The organism is Vogesella indigofera (assembly GCF_028548395.1).
GTDB classification, from domain to species: Bacteria; Pseudomonadota; Gammaproteobacteria; order Burkholderiales; family Chromobacteriaceae; genus Vogesella; species Vogesella indigofera_A.
On sequence record NZ_JAQQLA010000001.1, the window covers coordinates 62,656 to 85,800 of the forward strand.

The window sequence follows — 23,145 nt, forward strand, 5'->3', positions numbered from 1 at the left end:
AGCCGGCCCCAGGCAGGAGCCGGCCAGGATCAGGCGTGGCGGTAGTTACCCGGTGTGACGCTCGCCGGCGATAAAGTCGGCAAGCTGCTGCCACATGAACAGCGGGTTGGAGTACATCGGAAAGTGGCCGCAATGCGGCACTTCGCTGAGTCTCACCCCGTGCTGCTCGATATGCGCCAGATAGCTGAGGCCGGCATTCTGCGCGCCGTACATGAACATCTTGCGGCACGGCAGGGCCAGAAACTGTTCCATCAGCCGGCCGTGATCCGACAACGCCACCATCGATTCAAAAATGCCGCGCACCGCCGCGGCGCGCACCTTGTGGCGCAGGCTGGCGGCGTACAGGGCGCTGGCGTAGGCCGGGGCGTGGCGGGTGCGCTCGATGAAGTCATCGAAAAACGCCTCGGCGTCGGCATTCGGGTAGGCGATGATCTGGCGGCTCAGAAAGCAGTCTTCCGGCGCGATATTGCCTTCGATATCGGTAAAGCTGAGCACGCGTTCGCCCAGCTGGCTGGCCAGCAGCAAGGCTGTGAGGCCGCCCATGGAGTGGCCGACCAGATGGAAGCGCGCCACCCGGTAGTGCGCCAGCACCTGTAGTGCGGTTTGCAGCAGCAGGTTGATCGACACCTGCGTCAGCTCGGCGCAAACCGTGTCGCCGCAGCCGGGGGCGTCGTAGGCGATGAACGGATGCCCGTCGAAGGCGGCATGCTGCACGATGTCGGCGTAGTCCTCCTTGCTCGAGCCGAAGCCGTGCAGAAACAGGATCGGCGCCTTGTCGCCGCCGCGGTGAATCGCGGCGATGTCGACGGCCACGCCATCGATGTCGAACGCCAGCCGCTGGCTGGCAAATTGTTGGCTTGTCATGCGGTGTTCCAATCAGTCGCGGCACTGCGGCCAACCTTGAGCCCAAGGTTGGCCGCAGTGCTGGGTTGCAATTAACGGGTGGTCATCACCGCGCTACAGAACTCGCCGATCGCCGTGCACGCCTGCTGCAGCGCGGCGTCGTCCAGTGCATAGGCGATGCGGATATAGGGCGCCAAGCCAAAGGCGCTGCCCTGTACCACCGCGACGCCGGCTTCATTCAGCAGTGCCAGCGCCACGTCTTCGTCGCTGGCCAGCAATTTGCCGGCCGGGCTGGTCTTGCCCAGCAGTTCCTCGCAGCAGGCAAACACGTAGAACGCGCCGCCGGGCCGGGCGCAGGACAGCCCCGGCGTGGCGTTGAGCTGGCGCAGCATGCGGTCGCGGCGGGTCTCGAACACCTCGCGCGAGCGGGTGATGAAGTCCTGCGGCCCGGTCAGCGCGGCCAACGCCGCCTGCTGCGAGATGGCGCAGGCACCAGAGGTCTGCTGCCCCTGCAGTTTTTCCATCGCCTGCAGCAGCCAGCGCGGGCCGGTGGCGTAGCCGATGCGCCAGCCGGTCATCGCGTAGGCCTTGGACACCCCGTTCATGGTCAGGGTGCGCGCCTGCAGCCGCGGCTCGACCTGTGCCAGGGTAAAGAACGGCTGGCCGTCGAACAGCAGGTGTTCGTAGATGTCGTCGGCCAGCACCAGCACCTGCGGCTGATCCAGCAGCACCTGCGCCAGCGCCAGCAGCTCGTCGCGGCCATACACCACGCCGGTGGGGTTGGATGGTGAGTTCAGGATCAGCCAGCGCGTCTGCGGGGTGATGGCGGCGGCCAGCGTTGCCGCCGTCAGCTTGAAGCCGCTGTCGTGGCCGCAGGCCACCACCACCGGCCGCGCGCCGCACAGCTGCACGATTTCCGGGTAGCTCACCCAGTACGGCGCCGGCACGATCACCTCGTCGCCCTCGTTCAGGGTGGCGGCCAGCGCGTTGAAGATCACCTGCTTGCCGCCGGAGCAGACAATGGTGTCCTGCCATTGCACATCCAGACCGTTTTCGCGGCGGAACTTGCTGGCTACCGCCTCGCGCAGCGCGCGGGTGCCGGCCACCTGGGTGTAGCGGGTGTGACCGCCGTTGATGGCGGCGATGGCGGCGGCGCGGATGTGTTGCGGGGTGTCGAAATCCGGTTCGCCGGCACACAGCGAGATGATGTTGATGCCGGCGGCACGCAGCGCGGCCACGCGGTCCATCACCTTGTAGGTGGCGGAGGGTTTGGCCGTGGCCAGGTGTTTGTTCAGGTATTGGGTGCTCATGGTTATGCCCTCTCGCGCCAGTGGTCGAGGCCCATCAGCTGCAGGGTGGTCGCGCCCTGGCTCAGCTGGCTCATCATCACGCTTTCCTTGGCGGCACGCGCTTCACCGGCCTGCAGCGTGTCGGCTACCGCGGCGGCGGGCACGATGATCACGCCGTCATCGTCGGCCACCACCAGATCGCCGGCGGCCACCGCGACGCCGCCAAAAATCATCGGCAAACCGACCGCCGGCGCGCTGGCCTTCACCGTGCCGCGCACAGACACGCCGCGGGCAAACACCGGAAAGTGGCGCTTGCCGATGGCGGCGACATCGCGCACACCGCCGTTGATCACCAGCCCGGCGATGCCGGCGGCCTCGGCGGCGACGGTCAGCACCTCGCCCCAGTAGCCGGCGATGAAGTCGCCGGTATCCACCACCAGCACGCTGCCGCGCGGCGCGCGCTCCAGCGCGATGTGGATGGACAGGTTGTCACCGGGGGAGCAGACCAGCGGGTAGGCCGGCGCGGCGATGAAGGCGCCGGGCCACAGGCTGCGAATCTGCGGGTCCACCGCGCAAGGTTGGCCGCAGGCCTCGTACAGCGTGGCGCTGCCCAGCACGGCGCAGCGTGCGGCCAACGTTGGCTTGTGTTCAGCAGTGTTCATCACGCTTTCCTTTGCAGTGTGTGGTAACCCAGCGCCGCACGCGCGGCGGCCAGGGGGCTGCCCTGCGCCAGCTGCTGGCGGATCGCCGCTTCCACCGTCTCGATCTGCTGCGCCAGCGCCGCCACCTCGGCGGCGCGCTCGCGCGGCACCACCACCACACCGTTGGCGTCGGCCACCACGATGTCGCGGGCGGCGACACGGGCGGTGCCGATCGACACCGTGCCACCCACCGCTTCCACCTGCACCCGGTCCTTGCCGGTGCGCATGAAACGGCCCCTGGAGAACATCGGATAGCCGTCATCCAGCACCTTGTTGACGTCGCGGCACACGCCGTCGATCACGGTGCCGGCGATCTGCCGCAGCCCGGCGTACTGGGTCATGATGTCGCCCCACACCGTGCAATCCGTGCGGCCATCGTTGTCGATCACCACCACGTCGCCAGCGGCGACCTCGTCGATGAAATCGCCGACGCTGCCGGCCGGGCTGCTGGCGGCCACATACTTGACGGTAAACGCCGGCCCCACCACCACCTGGCGGTAGTTGTCCAGCGGCATGATGCCCAGGCACTGCCCCGCCAGCCCCAGCTTGTCCATGGCATCGGATACGCCGGCGCTATCCAGCCCGGCAAACAGGGCCACCAGTTCGCGATCTGCCGCGTTCATTTGCCGCCCTCCTGCTGAATGGCGTCGAATTGCCGGTCGTGCATCACCTCTGCCACCGAGCGGCCGCTGCGCACCGCCGCCACCATGCCGTGCTGGCGCGCCGCGATGCGCTCGGCCAGATCCAGCACCGTCTCGATATGTGCCGCCGGCACAAACACCGTGCCGCAGCGATCGGCCAGCACGTAGTCGCCTTCTTCGACTTGCACACCGGCCATGTTCACCGGCTGGCCGGACGACAGCTGGATCACGCGGTTGCGCGCGCTGATCATGGTGACGCCGCGGCCATACAGCGGGTAGCCGATGTCAGCGCTGCCGTCGATGTCGCGGCTGAGGCCGTCGATCACCGTGCCGCGCACACCCTTCACCTGCGCGGCATTGGCCAGGATGTCACCCCAGCAGGAAATGCCGTCCACGCCGCCGGCGATCACCAGCACGCGCTCCGTGCTGTCGATGGCGGCGATCACCGGCGAGATCAGGTGCACCGTCGGCGCCGCATCGGTCTTTCGGCCCAGCTGCACGGTGCTGGCGCGGCCAACCAGCTTGGGGCAGTCCCACAGCGGGCGCAGGCCATAGCTGGCGCCGGGCAGATTGAGGAAATCGAGCGCGTCGGACAGCGTGTTGCTGTCCTGCTGCTGCAAACGTGCGAGTAAAGAAGGCTGGCTCATCGGACTCTCCTGTTGGGGGCTTGTGTGCCGCTACTTTCCGCCCTACAGTTCGATAGGTAAATTCCGAAATTTGTAACGTTTACATACGCCAAACCTATCAAAAACATGATCAACTTTCGTCTCATCCGCCACCTGTGGCTGTTCCTGGCCGTGGCCGAGGAACAGCACTTCGGCCGCGCCGCCAAGCGCCTCGGTATGTCGCAACCGCCGCTGACCGAGCAGATCCAGATCCTGGAACAGGCACTGAAGGTGAAGCTGTTCGAGCGTTCGCGCCGCGGCGCGCAGCTGACGGCGGTGGGGCAGGCGATCCTGCCGGCGATGAAGAAATTCGCCGAGCAGCTGGAAAGCCTGGAGCTGGCGGTACGCGAGGCGGCCGCCGGGCAGATCGGCACCATCACCATCGGCGCGATCACCTCGGCGATTCTGGACGTGCTGCCGGGCCTGATCGAACAGATCAAGCAGCAGCACCCGGGACTGACGGTGGCGGTAAAGGAAATCGACAGCTACGAGGCGCTGCCGGCGCTGCTCAGCGGCGATATCGACCTGGCATTTGCGCGGCTGGAAGGCGATCTGGGCGAGCACATCAGCGCACTGCCGCTACGAGAAGACAAGTTGGCCGTGGCATTGCCGGCGACGCACCCGCTGTGCGGCCAGGTGCAGCTGGCGCTGCACGATCTGGCCGGCGAGGATTTCATCATGTTCGCGCGCAAGGTCAGCCCGATCTCGTTCGACCGGCTGACCGCGGCCTGCCACAGCAGCGGCTTTTCACCGCGCATCCTGCACGAGGTGCGCTCGGTGACGTCGCAGATTGCGTTTGTCGGCTGCAATCAGGGCGTGGCGCTGGTGCCGGCGTCGGTGCAGGGCATGGCGCCGCCCAGCGTGGTGATCCGGCCGCTGGCGGACGAGCTGCACGTGGTCACCACCGCCATGGCCTGGAACACGCAGCGGCAGAACCATCTGCTTGCCGCGGTGCTGGAGACGGTGCGCAGCTACAGCGCGGCCAATGGCTGAGCCGCCGCGCTTGCGGCCAACCTTGGACGGCCAACGATCAGCGCCGGCTGGCCAGCAGCACCCCGGCAATCACCAGCACCGTGCCGGCCAGCTGCGACAGCGACACCGCCTCGTCCAGCAGCCACCAGCCAAAGAAGATGGTCAACGCCGGGCCGAGGGTGCCAATCAGCACCGCGCGGGCGGCGCCAATGTGGCGGATCGCCAACGACTGCCAGATGATGGGCAGGATGGTGGAAAACAGCGCCATGCCCAGGCTGTAGCCATACACCGGCGCCGGCAGCAGCAACTGCTGCCACGGCCGGCTGAGCAGGAAGTGCAGCGCCACGGCCGCGGTCGCCACCAGGATGGACAGCAGCGAAAAGCGCATTGCCCCCAGCCGCTTGATGGCCACTTCCGAGCCGGCGCTGTACAGCGCGTACAGCACCGCGCAGCCAAATACAAAACCGGCACCGAGCGCCACGCGGTGCACATCGCTGCTCTGGCTGGCGTCATGCACGAAGGCAATCGCAATCCCGGCATAGGACAGCATTGCGGCCAGCATGATGCTGCGCTCCATCGGCTTGCCCAGGAACAGCACGCCGATCAGGATGGTGAGGGTGGGGTAGGTGAACAGGATCAGCCGTTCCAGCCCGGCGGAAATGTACTGCAGGCCATAGAAATCGAGCATGCTGGAGCCGTAGTAGCCGATGCCGCCCAGCAGTAGCAGCATGCCGATATCGCGCCGCGACAGCCGCGGCATGCCCCGCAATACCGGCACGCAGGCGAGCAGTACAAAGGGCAGGCAAAACACCATTCTCAGCGTCAGCAGGGTGACGGCGTCCACCGGCGCGGCGGCGTAGGCAAGCTTGACGAAGATGGCCTTAAAGGAAAAGCCGAAGGCGGCCAGAAAGGCAAAAATCACCCCCAGCCGGTCGGGCTTGCTCAGGATAGTTCTCACAGGTGCGATCTCGAAAGCGGTCAGCCCTCATGCTCGTTGTTGACGCCGGCGCTGTGAAATACCTTTTACCTAAGCTGGTGATAGGCAGAACGTATCAGAGCGCGCCGCCCGCACTGGCGCGGCAACACGCCTCGAGCGTGATTGAACGAGGCGCTGGAATATTACCCGCTAACAGCAACCGGCTGCTTCCAAAATGGAAGCAGCTTTTTTATTGGGCAAGTAAAAACACCATCTGCTGATGGTTAATCAATTGATTAAATTCAATGGAGATTGAATGTGGTCATTTAATTAGTGCCAAAATTTTATATTAATATCGGTTTTTGTTTTTTCTGCCAAGCTTGGTCGATGCGCTGCCGGGCGCCTGTTTTCAATATGGCCAGGGTATTTATTAAATACCTCGCGGGTATGGAATTGTTGGTAATTTGCTTTTGAACCTCGGTTCAACAGTCAGGAGGGGGCACACCCTCCATCCATACCAACGGTTCGTCGGTTTGCGACGAACACACTACACATCTGCATCCGGCAGCGGATGACGCGAGAGAGAGCATGATAGACAAGACTGTATCTTCCCTTGAAGAGGCCGTGGCCGGCATCTTTGACGGGGCCACGGTGATGATCGGCGGCTTTGGCATCGCCGGCCAGCCGGCCGAGCTGATCGATGCCCTGATCGCCCACGGCGCCCGCGACCTCACCATCGTCAACAACAATGCCGGCAACGGCGAGATCGGCCTCGCAGCGCTGCTCAAGGCGCGGCGGGTGAAGAAGATCATCTGTTCCTTCCCGCGACAGGCGGATTCCCAGGTTTTCGACGCGCTGTACCACGCCGGCGAGATCGAGCTGGAGCTGGTACCACAGGGCAATCTGGCGGCGCGCATCCAGGCCGCCGGCGCCGGCCTTGGCGCCATCTACACGCCGACCGGCTACGGCACCCTGCTGGCCGAGGGCAAGGAGACGCGCGAGATCGACGGCAAGCACTACGTACTGGAGTACCCGATCCGGGCGGATTTCGCGCTGATCAAGGCGTTCCGTGGCGACCGCTGGGGCAATCTGGTGTACCGCAAGGCGGCGCGCAACTTCGGCCCGATCATGGCCACCGCCGCGGCCGTCACCATTGCCCAGGTCGGCGAAGTGGTGCCGCTGGGCGCGCTGGACCCGGAGTCCATCGTCACCCCCGGCATTTTCGTACAACGCGTTGTGGCAGTGCCGGGCCTCGCCCAGGCGCGCGTCGCCTGAGGGAGCAAGCGCATGAACAGACTGAACCGTAACCAGATGGCCGCCCGCGTGGCGCAGGACATTCCGGAAGGAGCCTACGTCAACCTCGGCATCGGCCTGCCGACCAGGGTGGCAAACTACCTGCCCGCCGACCGCGAGATCTTCCTGCACAGCGAGAACGGCCTGCTCGGGATGGGGCCGGCCCCGGCGCCGGGCATGGAAGACCCGGAGCTGATGAATGCCGGCAAGGAGCCGGTGACGCTGCTGCAAGGCGGCGCCTTTTTCCATCACGGCGATTCCTTCGCCATGATGCGCGGCGGCCATCTCGACATTTGCGTGCTGGGTGCCTTCCAGGTGTCGGCCGGCGGCGATCTGGCCAACTGGCACACCGGCGCCGCGGACGCGATCCCGGCGGTGGGTGGAGCGATGGACCTCGCCATCGGCGCCAAGCAGGTGTTCGTGATGATGGAACACCTGAGCAAGAGCGGCGAATGCAAGATCGTGCCGTACTGCAGCTACCCGGTGACCGGCATCGGCTGTGTCGACCGCATCTACACCGATCTGGCGGTGATCGACATCACCGCGCGCGGCCTGCTGGTGCGCGAAATGGTCGACGGCCTCGACTTTGCCGAGCTGCAGCGCCTGACGCCGGTGCCGCTGACCTTGGCCGCAACGGCCGCCACGGCCGTGGCCGCGTAAGGGAGATGACCATGGAACATGCCTACATCTGTGATGCCATCCGCACCCCGTTCGGCCGCTACGGCGGCACCCTGTCCGGCATGCGCGCCGACGACCTGGGCGCCTTGCCGCTCAAGGCGCTGATGGCGCGCAACCCCAACGTTGACTGGGGCGCCATCGACGACGTGATCTACGGCTGCGCCAACCAGGCCGGCGAAGACAACCGCAACGTGGCGCGCATGTCCTCCTTGCTGGCCGGCCTGCCGCCGGAAGTGGCGGGCACCACCGTCAACCGCCTGTGCGGCTCCAGCCTCGACGCCATCGGCATCGCCGCGCGTGCCATCAAGAGCGGCGAGACCGGGCTGCTGATCGCCGGCGGCGTCGAGAGCATGAGCCGCGCGCCGTTCGTGATGGGCAAAGCCGATACCGCCTTCTCGCGCAATATGAAGATCGAGGACACCACCATCGGCTGGCGCCTGGTCAACCCGCTGATGAAGGCGCAGTACGGCGTCGATTCGATGCCGGAAACCGCCGAGAACGTGGCCACCGATTTCGCCATCAGCCGTGCCGACCAGGACGCCTTTGCGCTGCGCAGCCAGCAGCGCTACGCCGCCGCCCACGAGTGCGGCCGCTTCGCCGACGAGCTGATCGCGGTCAGCATCGCGCAGAAGAAGGGCGATCCGGTCGTGTTCGCGAAGGACGAGCACCCGCGTGCCACCACGCCGGACGCGCTGGCCCGGCTCAAGGGCGTGGTGCGCGGCGATGGCTCGGTGACCGCCGGCAATGCCTCCGGCGTCAACGACGGCGCCTGCGCGCTGTTGCTGGCCAACGCCGCGACGGCGGCGCGCTACGGGCTGACCCCGCGCGCGCGCATCGTGGCCATGGCTACCGCCGGCGTGGCGCCGCGCATCATGGGCTTCGGCCCGGCGCCGGCGGTGCGCAAGGTGCTGGCCGTGGCCGGGCTGACGCTGGACCAGATCGACCTGATCGAGCTGAACGAGGCCTTTGCCGCGCAGGCGCTGGCGGTCACGCGTGACCTGGGTCTCGCCGACGACGACGCGCGCGTCAATCCCAACGGCGGCGCCATTGCCATCGGCCATCCGCTGGGCGCCTCCGGCGCGCGACTGGTGACCACCGCCGCCTACCAGCTGGCGCGCAGCGGCGGCCGTTACGCGCTGTGCACCATGTGCATCGGCGTGGGGCAGGGCATCGCGCTGATCATCGAACGCGTTTAATCCACCGGCCCCGCCGGCCGTTGCGGCCAACCTTGTGACACCAGGGTTGGCCGCAGCCGGCAGGGCCGACACCCGGAGCATCATCTTGCCTTATCTCGACCTTGACGGCCGGCGCCTGCACTACCGCCTCGACGGCGCGGCCGGCGCACCGGTGCTGCTGTTGTCCAACTCGCTGGGCACCACCCTCGACATGTGGCAGCCGCAGCTGGCGGCACTGGGGCAGCACTTCCGCCTGCTGCGCTACGACACCCGTGGCCACGGCGGCTCCACCCTGGGCGACGGCGCCTGCAGCCTCGCGCAGCTGGGCGGCGACGTGCTGGCACTGCTGGACGCGCTGGACATCGAGCGTGTGCATTTTTGCGGCATCTCGATGGGCGGGCTGATCGGGCAGTGGCTGGGCGTGCATGCGCCGCAACGGCTGCACAAGCTGGTGTTGTGCAATACCGCGGCGCGCATCGGCAGTGCCGAGGGCTGGCACAGCCGCGCGGCGCTGGTGCGGCAGAGCGGCATGGCGGAAGTCGCCGCCGGCGCCGCCGCGCGCTGGTTCAGCGCCGACTACCTCGCCGCCGAGGCGACGACGGTGGCCGGCCTGATCCGGCAGCTGGCGGAGTGTGACGCGGCCGGTTACGCCGCCTGTTGCGACGCGCTGGCGACGGCCGATCTGCGCGACGCCATCGCCGGCATCACGCTGCCGACGCTGGTGATCGCCGGCCTGCAGGACCCGGTGACGACGCCGGCCGACGCCGACTTCATCGCCAGCCGGATCGCGGGCGCGCAGCGCGTCGACCTGCCGGCCTCGCATCTGTCCTCCATCGAGGCCGCGGCGGCATTCAACAACGTGCTGCTGCGCTTCCTGAACGCCTGACCCTGAGCCGGCGGCCGGTTGGTCCCGCCGCCGGTTAACCGTTCCGTTTTTATTCGCCATGTTTATTTATTCAAATAAACGTGGCGAATAAACACGTCTGCTGTTTTTATTCTTTTTCTCCGTATTACTGGCGGTAGCGCCTCGTGTGAATACTGTGCGGGTATTTTCGGATACTAATTCAGTATTAGACGTCGTGTTTATTTGACCGCAGCATGCGGGCTCGGATCGGGCGCTGATTTGGCGCGCCGGTTATTCAAGTGGCGGAGAAATCCGGCAAGAGATTTTCCGGCCACGTCAGTCTGGTGTCATTACACGCGGAGAGAGTCATGAGTCAGGAATGCATCAAGAAAACGGTCAATGTGCAGACATTGATCAACGAGCAGGGATTGTCCGGCTATCAGAAGCTGGTTTTGTTCTTCTGTTTTTCCATCCTCGCGCTGGACGGGCTGGATACCGCCGCCGTCGGCTATATCGCGCCGCTGCTGGTGGCCGAGTGGGGTATCGAGCGTTCCGCGCTGGCGCCGGCCCTGAGCGCCGCGCTGTTCGGGCTGGCGTTTGGCGCGCTGGCCGCCGGCCCCTGTGCCGACCGCTTTGGCCGCAAGGTGACACTGATCGTGGCGACCGTGTTTTTCGCGCTGTTCAGCCTGCTGACCGCGCTGGCCTATGACATCAACAGTCTGGCGCTGATCCGCTTCCTGACCGGGCTGGGTCTCGGCGCGGCGATGCCCAATGCGGTGACGCTGATGGCGGAGCTGGCGCCGGCCAAGTGCCGTTCGCTGGTGATCAATACCGTCTATGTCGGCTTTCCGCTGGGGGCGGCGGCGGGCGGTTTTGTGGCCGCGTGGCTCATCCCGCATTACGGCTGGCAGGGCATCTTCATCCTCGGCGGCGTGCTGCCCCTGCTGCTGTTGCCGTTCCTGATCCGCTCGCTGCCGGAGTCGGTGTCCTACATGACCGCGCGCGGTTATCCGCTGCCCCGCATCCGGGCGGTGCTGGAGCGCATCTGCCGCTGCGACCTGGGCCATGTAGAGCAGTTCGTGCTCGCGGAAGCGCCGGCAAAGTCCAGCGACTCCTCGCTGCGCCTGATCCTGTCGCGCTCCTATGTGCTGAGCACGCTGATGCTGTGGATCACCTACTTCATGGGGCTGCTGATTTTCTACCTGCTGACCAGCTGGATGCCGCTGATGATGAAGGATGCCGGCTTCTCGATCGAAAAAGCGGCGCTGCTGACCGCGATCTTCCCGCTGGGCGGCGGCATCGGCACCCTGGTGAGCGGGGTGTTGATGGACAAGTTCAACCCGGGGCGGGTGCTGAGTGTTGTCTACGTGCTGGCGGCGCTGCTGCTGATCGCAGTGGGGCAGAGCATGGATAACGTGGCGTTGTTCGCGGTGCTGATCTTCCTGGCCGGGGTGATGGTGACCGGCGCCCAGGCCTCGCTGCCGGCACTGGCGGCGCCGATCTACCCGACCGCCGCGCGCGCCACCGGCATGGCGTGGATGCTGGGCATCGGCCGCTTTGGCGGGATCGCCGGGGCGCTGCTGGGCGGCGTGCTGCTGTCGATGAAGCTGCCGTTCAGCCAGATCGTGGTGCTGCTGGCGATCCCGGCGGCACTGGCGATGCTGGCGCTGTGGCTGCTGTCGCTCAGGATGGCGCGGCCAGCGGCGGCCGCCGGCACGGCCGGGGCGCTGGCGCGTTCCGCCAGCTAAGAAATAGCCGGGCGGCGCGAAGCGTCGCCGGCGGGATGCTTGCCACGCGCTCGCGGCCAACGTTGGCCGCGAGCGCGTGGCCTTCCCGGCTGGCGTTCGTCGCCGCGGCTTCGCAATCGACAGGCAAGGGAGGGATCACGATGGAAAGACTGGGCGCGACTTATCTGCGCGTATGGCCGGCGCTGCAATTGCTGCTGTGCGTGGTGGCGCAGTTCTGGGTCGGGAATGGCGTCGCACGCGGCGCGCTGCTGCTGGCCGGCGCGCTGGCGCTGGCGCAATGGCTGCACGGGGGCTGGCAACAGTGCGCTGAACGGCGGCGGCAGGCGGCGGTGGCGACAGTCGCGCCGGTGGCGATGGCCTTGCCGGCGCTGCGCTTCCGGACGGAGATACAGCCGACTGCCAGCGAGCAGGATCGTCCCGCGCTGCCGGCGCTGGCCGTGCTGTCGGACGAGGGGGCCGGCAAGCTGGCCGACGATGCGGCGCAGCTGTCCGCGCTGCTGGCGCAGTCGTGGCACGACATGGAACGGGCGAGCAGTATCGCCAGGTCGTCCGGTAGCCTGGTCGCCGGCAGCGCGCGGGCGCTGGCCGAGGCGACGCAGCAGATCGATGCGCTGGCGGTGCACACCGAACACAGTGCGGTGGTGTTCCAGCAGCTGTCGGCGCAGTCGCAGCGCATCGGGCGCATCGTGGACAGCATCCAGGACATTGCCAAGCAGACCAATCTGCTGGCGCTGAACGCGGCGATCGAGGCGGCGCGCGCCGGCGAGTACGGGCGCGGCTTTGCCGTGGTGGCGGACGAGGTGCGGCGCCTGTCCGAACGCGCCGCCGCGGCCAGTGATGAGATCGGCAACATCGCCGGCAACCTCAGTCAGGCGGCGGGGGCGGCCGAAGACGGCGTGGCACAGGCGCGCGGCCATGCCCAGGCCGGGCGCAGCCTCGCCGACGAGGCGCAGGCGGCGATGCAGCAACTCATCCGCGACGCGGCGCTGCGGGTCGAGATCGTGCAGGGCATCATCGCCTCCCTGCAGCAGCAGCGCCGCCTGAGCGAGACGCTGCAGGGCGGGGTCGCGGCGTGGCAGCAGCAGTCCGCGCTGCTGCGCACCCGCCTGCCGCCGGAGACGGCGCCCGGCTTCGTCACTCAGTAGTGGATGTAGTCGATTTTCTCTTCTTCGTAGATGCGGATGATCATCTCGATCAGCAGCTTGATCTCGCGTGACTCATCCAGCAGCCGGGTGCTGAGGATGATGGGGGAGACCATGTTGTGGTCCTGCAGCGGCAGGTAGCACACGTCCTCGCGCTTCAGCCCCTGCACGCTGGCGGGCACGATGGCGACGCCTTCGCCGGCGGCCACCAGGCCGATGGCGACCTGCAGCTCGCGCGCCTCGTAGATCTTTTTCGGCTCCAGGCCGCGGTCGTGGAACGAGGCCAGTATCTGGTCGGCAAAACTCGGCCGTGGTGCCTTCGGAAACACGATCAGCGTGTCATCGACGAGATCCAGCAGGCTGATCACCGGCCTGTCGGTCAGCGCATGGCCCGACGGTAGCGCCGCGACCAGGCGCTCCTCGCGCAGCACGATGCGGCGCACATTGGGATCCTCGTGGCGGATGCGGCCGAAGCCGACGTCGATCTTGCCTTCCTTCAGCGCGCTGATCTGTTCCATCGAGGTCATCTCGTGCAGCGTCAGCTCGGTGGTGTTCTGTTCGCTGCGAAAGCGGCGGATCACCTTGGGCAGCATGCCGTACAGGGTGGAGCCGACAAAACCGATCGACATCTTGCGCTCGATGGTGCCAATGCGGCGCGTCATCGCCTCCAGCTCGCGGGTCTGCGACAGCAGCTGGCGGGCATGGGCATAGAAGAACTGGCCTGCCTCGGTCAGCGTCAGCGGCCGCGAGCCGCGCACCAGCAAGGGCACCCCCAGCTCCTCTTCCAGCTGCTGTATCTGCCGGCTCAGCGGCGGCTGCGCGATATGCAGGCGTTCGGCGGCGCGGGTGATGTTTCCCTCCTCCGCGACCACCACAAAATAGCGCAAATGGCGCAGATCCATCTTCATACCTCCAAGGTATAAAAAACATACTAAATCGGTGTTGGTCGCGGAAATTTTAGCCGTGTATTGTTGATTTTGAAATTTCCAACACGAATTCTATACCGAAAAAACATGATCCGCTCAATAGAAACCATACTCGCAGACGTGCCCACCATCCGCCCTCACAAGCTGTCGGTGGCCACGATGAGCACACAAACGCTGGTCCTGATCCGCGTCCTTTGCGATGACGGCATCGAGGGTTGGGGGGAGGCGACCACCATCGGTGGCCTGAGCTACGGCGAGGAAAGCCCGGAAAGCATCAAGGCCAATATCGATACCCATATCGCACCGCAGATTGTCGGCATGGACGCGCGCAAGGTGGCGCTGGTGATGGCCCGCATCCGCAAGACGATCCAGGGCAACCGCTTTGCCAAATGCGCGATCGAAACCGCGCTCTTGGACGCGCAGGCGCGGCGGCTGGGCATTCCGCTGAGCGAGTTGCTCGGCGGCCGGGTGCGCGACGCCTTGCCGGTGGCGTGGACGCTGGCCAGCGGCGATACCGCCCGCGACATCGCCGAGGCCGAGCAGATGCTGGCGCAGCGCCGGCACCGCATCTTCAAGCTGAAGATCGGCCTGCGCAGCGTGCAGGACGATGTCGCGCATGTGCTGGCGATCAAGAAGGCACTCGGTGACGAGGTCAGCGTGCGCGTCGACGTCAACCAGGCGTGGAGCGAGCTGGACGCGATGGCCGGCATCGCGGCGCTGGAGGCCGGCGGCATCGACCTGATCGAGCAGCCGGTGCGCGCCGAGCAGCGTGCATCGCTGGCGCGTCTGGCCAGTCGTTTCAGCGTGCCGCTGATGGCCGACGAGGCCTTGCACGGCCCGCAGAGCGCCTTCGAGCTGGCGGCGTCGGCCGGTGCCGACGTGTTCGCGGTCAAGATCGCGCAGTCAGGCGGCCTGCTGCCGGCGCAACTGGTCGGGTCGCTGGCGCAGCTGGCGGGGATCGGCCTGTACGGCGGCACCATGCTGGAAGGCGCCGTCGGCACCGCCGCCTCGGCGCACCTGTTTTCCACCTTTGCCTCGCTCAGTCACGGCACCGAGCTGTTCGGCCCGCTGCTGCTGACCGAGGAAATCCTGTGCGAACCGCTGCAGTACCAGGATTTCATGCTGCAGGTGCCGACCGGGCCGGGGCTGGGCATCCAGATCGATCGCGACAAGCTGGCCCGCTTGCGCCGCCGCTAACGCCATCGCTGACCTTATCCCGAACCGAAGAGGAGCAAACCATGCTGTTTCACGTACGAATGGATGTGAAGTTACCGCACGACATGGCCGACAGCGTTGCGGCCAACCTGAAGCAAGTCGAGAAGGACAAGGCGCAGGCGCTGCAGCGCAGCGGCAAGTGGCGCCACCTGTGGCGTGTTGCCGGCCAGTACTCGAATGTCAGCATTTTTGACGTGACGGATGTGGACGAGCTGCACCAGCTGCTGTCCACGCTGCCACTATTTCCGTTCATGACCATCCAGGTCATGCCCCTGTGTCGTCACCCGTCTTCGGTACACGACGACGACCGTTGAATAAAGCCCGCCAGAAGGCTAACGCCGTAAACCCGCGTCAACCCGCAACCCCCGAGTCACAACACAACAGTACTACAGAGGAGTCTTAGACATGAATCACGCAGAAATCGATGCCCTGGTAAAAAGCTTCATCGTTGATACCGCTAGCGGTGCGGTGAACCCGCGCGTGCAGCAAGTGGTGGTGCGCCTGACCAGCGACCTGTTCAAGGCGATCGAGGACCTGGACCTGCAGCCGAGCGAAATCTGGAAAGGTCTGGAGTACTTTGCCGAGGCCGGTGCCAGCCACGAGCTGGGCCTGCTGGCGCCCGGTATCGGTCTGGAGCGCTTCATCGACATCCGCCAGGACGAGGCAGAGGCCAAGGCCGGCCTGACTGGCGGCACGCCGCGCACCATCGAAGGCCCGCTGTACGTGGCCGGCGCCCCGACGAGCACGGGTTTCGCCCGCCTCGATGACGGCAGCGAAAGCGCGCAGGGCGAAGTGCTGTTCATGCAGGGCACCGTCTACGGTGCCGACGGCAAGCCGCTGCCGGGGGCACAGGTGGAGGTGTGGCACGCCAACCTGATGGGCAACTACTCCTTCTTCGACAAGAGCCAGTCCCACTTCAACCTGCGCCGTACCATCATCACCGACGAGCAGGGCCGCTACCAGTTCCGCAGCATCGTGCCGATGGGCTACGGCTGCCCGCCGGAAGGCACCACCCAGCGCCTGCTGACGCAGCTGGGCCGCCACGGCCGCCGTCCGGCGCACATCCACTTCTTCGTGTCGGCGCCGGCACACCGCAAGCTGACCACCCAGATCAATATCGACGGTGACGAATACCTGTGGGACGACTTCGCCTTCGCCAGCCGCGAAGGACTGGTGCCGGCGGTGACCCGCATCAGCGATGCCGCCGCGCTGGACCAGAAGCAGCTGAGCCAGCCGTTCGCCTCCATCGACTTCGACTTCCACCTCTATGGTGAGTCGGCGGTGGCCCCGGCGGCCGAAGTGGCACGCCAGCGCGCCAGCGCCTGACCGACAACAACAAGAGGGCTGCCGCAGCGGCAGCCCCGCCAGGCCAGCAAGGAGACACACCATGATCCCGATTCACACCGATAGCAGCCCCAGGCTGAAGTCGCTGGACGACTACCTGATCGAGAATCCGCAGACCGGTGACTACCGCCTGCACCGCAGCGTCTTCACCGACGAAGCGCTGTTCGAACTCGAGATGAAGCACATCTTCGAAGGCAACTGGATCTATCTCGCGCACGAGAGCCAGATCCCGAACAACAACGACTACTACACCACTAATATGGGGCGCCAGCCGATCTTCATCGCGCGCAACCGCCAGGGTGAGCTGAACGCCTTCGTCAACGCCTGTACCCACCGCGGCGCGACGCTGTGCCGCCACAAGCGCGGCAACAAGGCGACCTACACCTGCCCGTTCCACGGCTGGACCTTCAACAACAGCGGCAAGCTGCTGAAGGTGAAGGATCCGGAAGACGCCGGCTACCCGGACTGCTTCAACAAGGAAGGCTCGCACGACCTGAAAAAAGTCGCGCGCTTCGAGAACTACCGCGGCTTCCTGTTCGGCAGCCTGAATGCGGACGTCAAGCCGCTGACCGAGTATCTCGGCGAGGCGACCAAGATCATCGACATGATCGTCGAGCAGTCGCCGGATGGGCTGGAGGTGCTGCGCGGCTCGTCGACCTACACCTTCGACGGCAACTGGAAGCTGACCGCCGAAAACGGTGCCGATGGCTACCACGTTTCGGCCGTGCACTGGAACTACGCCGCCACCACCAGCCAGCGCAAGGAACAGAACGCGCGCGAAGACAACACCCGCGCCATGGACGCCGGCAAGTGGGGCAAGCAGGGCGGCGGCTTCTACGCCTTCGAGCACGGCCACATGCTGTTGTGGACGCAGTGGGCCAACCCGGAAGACCGTCCCAACTTCGCGCGCCGCGACGAATACGCCGACAAGCTCGGCCCCGAGATGGCCGACTGGATGGTACGCAACTCGCGCAACCTGTGCCTGTACCCCAACGTGTACCTGATGGACCAGTTCGGCTCGCAGATCCGCGTGGTACGGCCGCTGTCGGTGGGCAAGTCCGAAGTCACCATCTATTGCATCGCGCCCAAGGGCGAACCGGCCGACGCGCGCGCCCGCCGCATCCGCCAGTACGAAGACTTCTTCAACGCCAGCGGCATGGCGACGCCGGACGACCTGGAAGAGTTCCGCGCCTGCCAGCAAGGCTATGCCGGCCGTGCGGTGGAGTGGAACGACATGTGCCGCGGCGCCACGCACTGGGTGGAAGGGGCCGACGAGGCTGCCCGCAAGATCGGCCTGAAGCCGGTGCTGAGCGGGGTCAAGACCGAGGACGAGGGCCTGTACACGGTGCAGCACCGCTACTGGCTGGACGTGATGAAGAAAGCCGTTGCCGCGGAAGGGGGACAGGCATGAGTACCGTGAATATGGAGCTGATCCGCGCCTTTCTCTACCGCGAAAGCCGCCTGCTGGACGACGAGCAGTGGGACGACTGGCTGGCGTGCTACCACGACGACGCCGAGTTCTGGATGCCGTCGTGGGACGACGACGACACCCTGGTGTCCGACCCGCAGCGCGAGATCTCGCTGATCTACTACCCGAATCGGCAGGGGCTGGAAGACCGCGTGTTCCGCATCAAGACCGAGCGCTCCAGCGCCACCATGCCGGACACCCGCACCAGCCACAACATCAGCAATGTCGAGCTGGTGGCGCAGGACGGCGCGCAGGTCACCGTGCGCTTCAACTGGCACACGCTGAGCCACCGTTACAAGACCGATTACAGCCACTTCGGCATGGCGCGCTACGTGATCGATTTTGCCGGGGACAGTCCGAAAATCCGCAACAAGTATGTGGTGCTGAAAAACGATTACATCCACCAGGTAATCGATATCTATCACATCTGATCCGCCAGGCAGGAATACACCATGAGTTATCAGATTGCACTTCAGTTTGAAGATGGCGTCACCCGTTTCATCAGCTGCAACGACAACGAAACGCTATCCGATGCCGCCTATCGCCAGAAGATCAACATCCCGCTGGATTGTCGAGATGGCGCCTGCGGCACCTGTCGCGGCCTGTGCGAGTCGGGCAGTTACGAGTTGCCGCCGTCCAGTTACATCGACGATGCGCTGACCGCGGAAGAGGCCGGCCAGGGCTATATCCTCGCCTGCCAGACACGGCCGAAGTCCGATTGCGTCATCCAGATCCCGGCCTCGTCACAAGCGTGCAAGACCGGCGTGACCACGTTCGACGGCACCCTGGCGTCGGTGGAAACCCTGTCCGACTCCACCATCGGCTTTGCCATCGAACTGGATGCTGCGGCCAACCTTGGTTTCCTGCCCGGCCAGTACGTGAAGGTCGACATTCCCGGCAGCGAGCTGTCGCGCGCCTACTCCTTCAGCTCGCCACCGGGCGCGGCGCAGGCGGCATTCGTGGTGCGCAATGTGCCGGGCGGCCGCATGAGCCAGTTCCTGCGCCACGATGCCCGCCCCGGTCAGCGCATCAGCTTCAGCGGCCCGTACGGCAGCTTCTACCTGCGCGAGGTGGTGCGTCCGGTGCTGTTCCTCGCCGGCGGTACCGGCATCGCGCCCTTCCTGTCGATGCTGGCGGTGCTGGCCGAAAGCGACAGCACGCAGCCGATCCGCATGGTGTTCGGCGTCACCAACGATGTCGACCTGGTGGCGCTGGAACAGCTGGAGGCCGCCCATGTCCGCCTGCCGCAGTTCGACTACCGCAGCTGCGTGGCGGCGGCCGACAGCGACCATCCGCGCAAGGGCTATGTCACTCAGCACATCGACCCGGCGTGGCTCAATGGCGGCGACGTCGACATCTACCTGTGCGGCCCGGTGGCGATGGTCGATGCGGTGCGCCAGTGGCTGGCCGACTCGGGCATTACCCCGGCCAACTTCTACTACGAGAAATTCTCGGCCAGCAGCGAGGCCTGACGGTATGCGACAGCAAAAACGCTTTGACGACAAGGTGGTGGTGGTAACGGGGGCGGCGCAGGGCATCGGCCGCGGTGTCGCCATCGGCGCGGCACAGGAGGGCGCCGCGCTGGTGCTGGTCGACCGCTCCGACTACGTGCACGAGGTGGCCGGCGAGATCAAGGCCGACGGCGGCCGCGCCATCGTGATCTCCGCCGACCTGGAGACCTATGCCGGTGCGCAGCAGGCGGTGACGGCGGCGCTGGATGAATTCGGCCGCATCGACGTGCTGGTCAACAACGTCGGTGGCACCATCTGGGCCAAGCCGTACCAGGAGTACGACGAATCCCAGATCGAGGCCGAGATCCGCCGCTCGCTGTTTCCGACGCTGTGGTGCTGCCGCGCGGTGCTGCCGGCGATGATTGCGCGGCGGCAGGGGGTGATCGTGAACGTGTCCTCCATCGCCACCCGCGGCATCTACCGCATTCCGTACTCGGCGGCCAAGGGCGGCGTCAACGCGCTGACCGCCAGCCTCGCCTTCGAGCACGCGCAGGACGGCATCCGCGTCAATGCGGTGGCCACCGGCGGCACCGAGGCGCCGCCGCGCAAGGTGCCGCGCAACGAGGCGGCGATGAGCGAGCAGGAGGCCAGCTGGTACCAGGGCATCGTCGAGCAGACCATCGCCTCCAGCCTGATGCACCGCTACGGCAGCATCGCGGAGCAGGTGGCAGCGATCCTGTTCCTGGCGTCGGACGAGTCCTCCTACATCACCGGCACGGTGTTGCCGGTCGGTGGTGGCGATCAGGGCTAGTTGTTGTTTCTTGAGTTTCCCTTTCCTTGCTGCGCGTCTTTGGCCGTCCCCACGGCGAAAGACGCGTTTTTTTTTGCACCGGCAAGGTTGGCCGCAAGCGCGGGCGGGGGATGATGACTGCTGCTGCGAGCGCCGCCGCGTGCTTGTGGCGCAAGGCGTGAATATGGAAGGAGCGAAGATGGGGTCTGAACAAGGCAAGACCGGCGGCGACGGCCCGCTGGCGCACCTGCGGCGGGACTGGTCGCTGTCGGCGGTCAGCGCCGGTTTTCTGGCGGTGCTGGTGTCCTACTCCGGGCCGCTGGTGATCTTTTTTCATGCGGCGGAAGTCGGGCATTTCGGCCGCGACATGGTGTCGTCGTGGGTGTGGGCGATTTCGATCGGCGCCGCACTGTCCGGCATCGTGCTGAGCTGGCGCACCAGGGTGCCGGTGATCACCGCTTGGTCGGCGCCCGGCACCGCGCTGCTGGTGACGCTGTTCCCGGCGATCTCGATGCCGCAGGTGGTGGGCGCCTACATCACCGCGGCGCTGATCATCTTCCTGATCGGCTGCTCCGGCTATTTTGACCGCATCATGCAGCGGATTCCGCGCGGCATTGCGGCGGGAATGATGGCCGGCATCCTGTTCCAGTTCGGGGTGCAGGCGTTCAGGTCGGCGGTGGCGGCGCCGCTGTTGGGCGTCAGCATGGTGCTGGCCTACCTGCTGTTCCGCCGCCTGTTGCCGCGCTACTGCATCGTGCTGGTGTTGCTGGTCGGTGTGCTGCTGTCGCTGGCGACGGGCCAGCTGCATGACGGCGGGGCGAGCTTCAGCCTGACGCGGCCGTTGTTCATCGCGCCGCAGTGGAGCATCGCGGCGACGCTGAGCCTGGCCATCCCGCTGGTCATCGTCAGCCTCACCGGGCAGTTCCTGCCGGGGATGGCCATTCTGCGTGGCGCCGGCTACGCCATTCCGGCGCGGCCTATCCTGCTGGTCACCAGCGCGGCGTCGCTGCTGGTGGCCTGCTTTGGCGGGGTGACCATCGTGGTGGCGGCGATCACGGCGGCGCTGTGTACCGGCCAGGACGCGCATGAAGACCCGGGCAAACGCTATGTGGCGGGGATCGCCAATGGCGTGTTCTATCTGCTGGGCGGACTGTTTTCGGGGGCGATCGTGCTGCTGTTTGCGGCGCTGTCCAAGGCGCTGGTCGCCATTCTGGCCGGGGTGGCGCTGATCGGGGCGATCACGGCCAACCTGCTGGCGGTGCTGCAGGACGAGGAGCAACGCGAGGCGTCAATGATCACCTTCCTGGCGACCGCCTCCGGCATGAGCTACGCCGGGCTCGGTGCCGCGTTCTGGGGTGTGCTGATCGGCAGCATCGCCTGCTGCGTGCTGCGCAAGCCGGAGGCCCGAGCCCGCGTCAAGACGGGCACGACTTGAGATTGAGATGGTAGACCAGGGCGGCGCCCGGGGCGGCGTCGGTGGTGTCCAGCGACGCCATGGCCGCACCGCGCCGCAGCTCGTCATCAAGGCTGAGGGTGATGCTGACATCGAGCATCGCCGCTGCACCGCAGCCGACCCGTTTCATCTGTCCGGCGCCGATGTTTTCCGTAAACAGGTAATCGTTTTCATGCGGGCCCTTGATCTTGCGTTTGAAAACGCGGCCGTGCGCGTTGTCGCGTGGCCCCAGGAAGTACTGCACGTCGAGTGCGGTTTCCTGTTTCGCCGCCAGTTTGGCAAAGCCGCGGTAGTCGACCCTGTAGACACCGATGGAATAACCGGCCGGTAAATTGAGCGGGGACGTAATGCGGCAGGCTTTGCGTTGCACGCCGCTCACGGCATTGGCACTGCTGGCGACGGTGAACTGGTCAAATAAGATGCTCAGGGTGGTGCCATCGGGAGAGCTGATGACGGAATAGCTGCCCGCGGGGCAGCCGTTGCTTTCCTGGGCCTGTGCCGGCAGGCACAGCAGCCCGGCACAGGCGAGAAGACTACGCAGCAGCCAGGTCATGGTCGTTTCCTTTCATGAGCCGGGCGGCGCCTGCTGCCAGGCACCGCCCACGATGGGCTCAGCGGCAATTGCGCCACTGCAGGTGGTAGATGATCGAGGCATTGACGTCTTCGGAATCGATCGACGCCATGGCTTCCCTGTTGTAAGCCGTGTTCACGCGCATGCTCGAATTGGTGCGCAGGTTGACGTCCTCGCCACAGCGCGACCAGATGATCGACTCGGCGGTCAGCGTGTTGCTGATCAGATAGTCTTCATCAATCGGACCGCGAAATCGCCGCTGGAAGGCCGGGCCACGGGTGCCGGCAAAGAAGTACTCGACGTTGAACTGCGAGGTTGCCGACTGCGGCAGGTGATTGAAGCCGCGGAAGTCGATTTTCAGGATTGATACGCTCAGGCCTTGCGGTACGTGCACCGGGATGGCGATGTTGCAGCTCTTGCGGTCGAAGCTTTTGCCGCTGCTGCCGCCCACGCTGAGCTGGTATTGGTCGAACAACAGACTCAGGGACTTGGCATCCGGACTCAGGGTGACATCGACCGTGCCGGCCGGACAGCCGGTCCCGCCGTAGCCTGGCTCGCCCAGCGCAATGTCGTCGGCGTAAGCCGCCGTGCCGAGCAGCAGGGCGGTCATTAACAGGATGATTTTTTTCATGATGAACCTCCTCGTGTTACGAGTCCTGCTTGCGCAAGACGGCATGACCGGTGGCGGCTCAGCCTGGGACGCGGTGCGTCCTGTCTGATTGCCGTCGCAGGCCTTATCGCCGTTTGCCGCCTTGCTCCTGCGCACTGCCCTGGTTGGCGCTGGCGCCGGAGTTCATGCTGGCTTGGCTAGTTGCAGCTTGTGGCGGCGTGCAGTTGGCGTCTGTCTGCTGACGCACATATTCATGCCGTTGCCGGCAGCGGCGGAAAGCGCGCCGTCGCCGCAGCGCAGGGGATGGGGATGGTCTGGGTAGCGGGTGCTGCCGGCGGGTGCCTGCGGGCAGGGGGTGTGGCCGGTGGCGCGGCGCGACAGCGTCGCCCCGTTTTTGTGGCGTGGGTGGC

Annotated in this window: 24 protein-coding genes; 15 read left to right on the plus strand and 9 right to left on the minus strand. The window is 65.9% G+C overall.

The window, feature by feature from the left end:
- Positions 1-45 precede the first annotated feature (45 nt).
- The 5 genes from PQU89_RS00330 to PQU89_RS00350 all read right to left on the minus strand — a co-directional run bounded on the left by PQU89_RS00330 (position 46) and on the right by PQU89_RS00350 (position 4,121).
- A complete protein-coding gene (locus tag PQU89_RS00330; protein WP_272764076.1) occupies positions 46-864 on the minus strand; it encodes an alpha/beta fold hydrolase in 819 nt (272 codons plus the stop codon).
- Between the two features lie 71 nt (positions 865-935).
- Positions 936-2,153, minus strand: a complete 1,218-nt coding sequence (locus tag PQU89_RS00335) for a pyridoxal phosphate-dependent aminotransferase (protein WP_272764077.1) — start codon at positions 2,151-2,153, stop codon at positions 936-938.
- A 2-nt stretch (positions 2,154-2,155) separates the two neighbouring features.
- Complete coding sequence (locus PQU89_RS00340; RefSeq protein WP_272764078.1) at positions 2,156-2,794, minus strand: RraA family protein; 639 nt, start codon at positions 2,792-2,794, stop codon at positions 2,156-2,158.
- Positions 2,794-3,456, minus strand: coding sequence for an RraA family protein (locus PQU89_RS00345; protein ID WP_272764079.1), 663 nt, complete (start codon positions 3,454-3,456; stop codon positions 2,794-2,796). The genes PQU89_RS00340 and PQU89_RS00345 overlap by 1 nt, the downstream gene beginning before the upstream one ends.
- A complete protein-coding gene (locus PQU89_RS00350) occupies positions 3,453-4,121 on the minus strand; it encodes an RraA family protein (RefSeq protein ID WP_272764080.1) in 669 nt (222 codons plus the stop codon). Before PQU89_RS00350 ends, PQU89_RS00345 begins: the two co-directional genes overlap by 4 nt.
- Before the next feature lie 105 nt (positions 4,122-4,226).
- Here PQU89_RS00350 and PQU89_RS00355 point away from each other — a divergent pair, with 105 nt between their 5' ends.
- On the plus strand, positions 4,227-5,132 hold the full coding sequence (locus PQU89_RS00355) for a LysR family transcriptional regulator (protein ID WP_272764081.1): 906 nt from the start codon (positions 4,227-4,229) through the stop codon (positions 5,130-5,132).
- A 37-nt stretch (positions 5,133-5,169) separates the two neighbouring features.
- Here PQU89_RS00355 and PQU89_RS00360 read toward each other — a convergent pair whose 3' ends face one another.
- Positions 5,170-6,069 carry a DMT family transporter gene (locus tag PQU89_RS00360; protein ID WP_272764082.1) on the minus strand — a complete coding sequence of 300 codons (900 nt, stop codon included), beginning with the start codon at positions 6,067-6,069 and terminating at the stop codon, positions 5,170-5,172.
- 546 nt (positions 6,070-6,615) lie between these two features.
- Between PQU89_RS00360 and PQU89_RS00365 the strand changes: the two genes are divergently transcribed.
- The 6 genes from PQU89_RS00365 to PQU89_RS17210 all read left to right on the plus strand — a co-directional run bounded on the left by PQU89_RS00365 (position 6,616) and on the right by PQU89_RS17210 (position 12,910).
- The gene (locus tag PQU89_RS00365) at positions 6,616-7,302 is read left to right on the plus strand and encodes a 3-oxoacid CoA-transferase subunit A (RefSeq protein WP_272764083.1); all 687 of its coding nucleotides are present in this window, start codon (positions 6,616-6,618) and stop codon (positions 7,300-7,302) included.
- 12 nt (positions 7,303-7,314) lie between these two features.
- The gene (locus PQU89_RS00370) at positions 7,315-7,980 is read left to right on the plus strand and encodes a 3-oxoacid CoA-transferase subunit B (protein ID WP_272764084.1); all 666 of its coding nucleotides are present in this window, start codon (positions 7,315-7,317) and stop codon (positions 7,978-7,980) included.
- Positions 7,981-7,991: 11 nt separating this feature from the next.
- A complete protein-coding gene (gene pcaF, locus PQU89_RS00375) occupies positions 7,992-9,194 on the plus strand; it encodes a 3-oxoadipyl-CoA thiolase (protein WP_272764085.1) in 1,203 nt (400 codons plus the stop codon).
- An 85-nt stretch (positions 9,195-9,279) separates the two neighbouring features.
- Positions 9,280-10,059: a 3-oxoadipate enol-lactonase gene (gene pcaD / locus PQU89_RS00380; RefSeq protein ID WP_272764086.1), complete on the plus strand. Its 780-nt coding sequence runs from the start codon at positions 9,280-9,282 to the stop codon at positions 10,057-10,059.
- Positions 10,060-10,385: 326 nt separating this feature from the next.
- Positions 10,386-11,765 carry an MFS transporter gene (locus tag PQU89_RS00385; RefSeq protein ID WP_272764087.1) on the plus strand — a complete coding sequence of 460 codons (1,380 nt, stop codon included), beginning with the start codon at positions 10,386-10,388 and terminating at the stop codon, positions 11,763-11,765.
- A 140-nt stretch (positions 11,766-11,905) separates the two neighbouring features.
- A complete protein-coding gene (locus PQU89_RS17210) occupies positions 11,906-12,910 on the plus strand; it encodes a methyl-accepting chemotaxis protein (protein WP_272764088.1) in 1,005 nt (334 codons plus the stop codon).
- Here PQU89_RS17210 and PQU89_RS00395 read toward each other — a convergent pair.
- A complete protein-coding gene (locus PQU89_RS00395; protein ID WP_272764089.1) occupies positions 12,904-13,809 on the minus strand; it encodes a LysR family transcriptional regulator in 906 nt (301 codons plus the stop codon). The two genes, PQU89_RS17210 and PQU89_RS00395, sit on opposite strands and share 7 nt — an antisense overlap.
- Positions 13,810-13,920: 111 nt before the next feature.
- Between PQU89_RS00395 and PQU89_RS00400 the strand changes: the two genes are divergently transcribed.
- The 8 genes from PQU89_RS00400 to PQU89_RS00435 all read left to right on the plus strand — a co-directional run bounded on the left by PQU89_RS00400 (position 13,921) and on the right by PQU89_RS00435 (position 21,536).
- Positions 13,921-15,030 (plus strand): muconate/chloromuconate family cycloisomerase, encoded by a 1,110-nt coding sequence (locus PQU89_RS00400; protein WP_272764090.1) that lies wholly within the window; start codon positions 13,921-13,923, stop codon positions 15,028-15,030.
- Between the two features lie 41 nt (positions 15,031-15,071).
- A complete protein-coding gene (gene catC / locus PQU89_RS00405; RefSeq protein ID WP_272764091.1) occupies positions 15,072-15,362 on the plus strand; it encodes a muconolactone Delta-isomerase in 291 nt (96 codons plus the stop codon).
- Positions 15,363-15,453: 91 nt separating this feature from the next.
- Positions 15,454-16,374, plus strand: coding sequence for a catechol 1,2-dioxygenase (catA, locus tag PQU89_RS00410; RefSeq protein ID WP_272764092.1), 921 nt, complete (start codon positions 15,454-15,456; stop codon positions 16,372-16,374).
- A 61-nt stretch (positions 16,375-16,435) separates the two neighbouring features.
- On the plus strand, positions 16,436-17,803 hold the full coding sequence (gene benA, locus PQU89_RS00415) for a benzoate 1,2-dioxygenase large subunit (protein WP_272764093.1): 1,368 nt from the start codon (positions 16,436-16,438) through the stop codon (positions 17,801-17,803).
- On the plus strand, positions 17,800-18,291 hold the full coding sequence (benB, locus tag PQU89_RS00420) for a benzoate 1,2-dioxygenase small subunit (protein ID WP_272764094.1): 492 nt from the start codon (positions 17,800-17,802) through the stop codon (positions 18,289-18,291). Before benA ends, benB begins: the two co-directional genes overlap by 4 nt.
- Positions 18,292-18,312: 21 nt before the next feature.
- A complete protein-coding gene (gene benC / locus PQU89_RS00425) occupies positions 18,313-19,332 on the plus strand; it encodes a benzoate 1,2-dioxygenase electron transfer component BenC (protein WP_272764095.1) in 1,020 nt (339 codons plus the stop codon).
- Between the two features lie 4 nt (positions 19,333-19,336).
- The gene (locus PQU89_RS00430; protein WP_272764096.1) at positions 19,337-20,122 is read left to right on the plus strand and encodes a 1,6-dihydroxycyclohexa-2,4-diene-1-carboxylate dehydrogenase; all 786 of its coding nucleotides are present in this window, start codon (positions 19,337-19,339) and stop codon (positions 20,120-20,122) included.
- A 178-nt stretch (positions 20,123-20,300) separates the two neighbouring features.
- Positions 20,301-21,536, plus strand: coding sequence for a benzoate/H(+) symporter BenE family transporter (locus tag PQU89_RS00435; protein ID WP_272764097.1), 1,236 nt, complete (start codon positions 20,301-20,303; stop codon positions 21,534-21,536).
- Here the strand turns inward: PQU89_RS00435 and PQU89_RS00440 are convergent.
- Positions 21,517-22,107: a DUF4360 domain-containing protein gene (locus tag PQU89_RS00440; protein WP_272764098.1), complete on the minus strand. Its 591-nt coding sequence runs from the start codon at positions 22,105-22,107 to the stop codon at positions 21,517-21,519. The genes PQU89_RS00435 and PQU89_RS00440 overlap by 20 nt on opposite strands.
- Positions 22,108-22,165: 58 nt before the next feature.
- Entirely contained in the window at positions 22,166-22,756 is a 591-nt protein-coding gene (locus tag PQU89_RS00445; protein WP_272764099.1) for a DUF4360 domain-containing protein, read from the minus strand.
- Positions 22,757-23,145: the final 389 nt, after the last annotated feature.

Bases quoted from the DNA above. Each gene is read 5' to 3' on its own strand.
- PQU89_RS17210 (WP_272764088.1), top strand. From the start codon at position 11,906: ATGGAAAGACTGGGCGCGACTTATCTGCGCGTATGGCCGGCGCTGCAA.
- PQU89_RS00350 (WP_272764080.1), bottom strand. From the start codon at position 4,121: ATGAGCCAGCCTTCTTTACTCGCACGTTTGCAGCAGCAGGACAGCAAC.
- PQU89_RS00340 (WP_272764078.1), bottom strand. From the start codon at position 2,794: ATGAACACTGCTGAACACAAGCCAACGTTGGCCGCACGCTGCGCCGTG.
- PQU89_RS00335 (WP_272764077.1), bottom strand. From the start codon at position 2,153: ATGAGCACCCAATACCTGAACAAACACCTGGCCACGGCCAAACCCTCC.
- PQU89_RS00395 (WP_272764089.1), bottom strand. From the start codon at position 13,809: ATGGATCTGCGCCATTTGCGCTATTTTGTGGTGGTCGCGGAGGAGGGA.
- pcaF (WP_272764085.1), top strand. From the start codon at position 7,992: ATGGAACATGCCTACATCTGTGATGCCATCCGCACCCCGTTCGGCCGC.
- PQU89_RS00365 (WP_272764083.1), top strand. From the start codon at position 6,616: ATGATAGACAAGACTGTATCTTCCCTTGAAGAGGCCGTGGCCGGCATC.
- catA (WP_272764092.1), top strand. From the start codon at position 15,454: ATGAATCACGCAGAAATCGATGCCCTGGTAAAAAGCTTCATCGTTGAT.
- PQU89_RS00430 (WP_272764096.1), top strand. From the start codon at position 19,337: ATGCGACAGCAAAAACGCTTTGACGACAAGGTGGTGGTGGTAACGGGG.
- PQU89_RS00440 (WP_272764098.1), bottom strand. From the start codon at position 22,107: ATGACCTGGCTGCTGCGTAGTCTTCTCGCCTGTGCCGGGCTGCTGTGC.
- PQU89_RS00435 (WP_272764097.1), top strand. From the start codon at position 20,301: ATGGGGTCTGAACAAGGCAAGACCGGCGGCGACGGCCCGCTGGCGCAC.
- PQU89_RS00355 (WP_272764081.1), top strand. From the start codon at position 4,227: ATGATCAACTTTCGTCTCATCCGCCACCTGTGGCTGTTCCTGGCCGTG.
- PQU89_RS00400 (WP_272764090.1), top strand. From the start codon at position 13,921: ATGATCCGCTCAATAGAAACCATACTCGCAGACGTGCCCACCATCCGC.
- PQU89_RS00445 (WP_272764099.1), bottom strand. From the start codon at position 22,756: ATGAAAAAAATCATCCTGTTAATGACCGCCCTGCTGCTCGGCACGGCG.
- catC (WP_272764091.1), top strand. From the start codon at position 15,072: ATGCTGTTTCACGTACGAATGGATGTGAAGTTACCGCACGACATGGCC.
- benB (WP_272764094.1), top strand. From the start codon at position 17,800: ATGAGTACCGTGAATATGGAGCTGATCCGCGCCTTTCTCTACCGCGAA.
- benC (WP_272764095.1), top strand. From the start codon at position 18,313: ATGAGTTATCAGATTGCACTTCAGTTTGAAGATGGCGTCACCCGTTTC.
- benA (WP_272764093.1), top strand. From the start codon at position 16,436: ATGATCCCGATTCACACCGATAGCAGCCCCAGGCTGAAGTCGCTGGAC.
- PQU89_RS00385 (WP_272764087.1), top strand. From the start codon at position 10,386: ATGAGTCAGGAATGCATCAAGAAAACGGTCAATGTGCAGACATTGATC.
- PQU89_RS00330 (WP_272764076.1), bottom strand. From the start codon at position 864: ATGACAAGCCAACAATTTGCCAGCCAGCGGCTGGCGTTCGACATCGAT.
- PQU89_RS00345 (WP_272764079.1), bottom strand. From the start codon at position 3,456: ATGAACGCGGCAGATCGCGAACTGGTGGCCCTGTTTGCCGGGCTGGAT.
- PQU89_RS00370 (WP_272764084.1), top strand. From the start codon at position 7,315: ATGAACAGACTGAACCGTAACCAGATGGCCGCCCGCGTGGCGCAGGAC.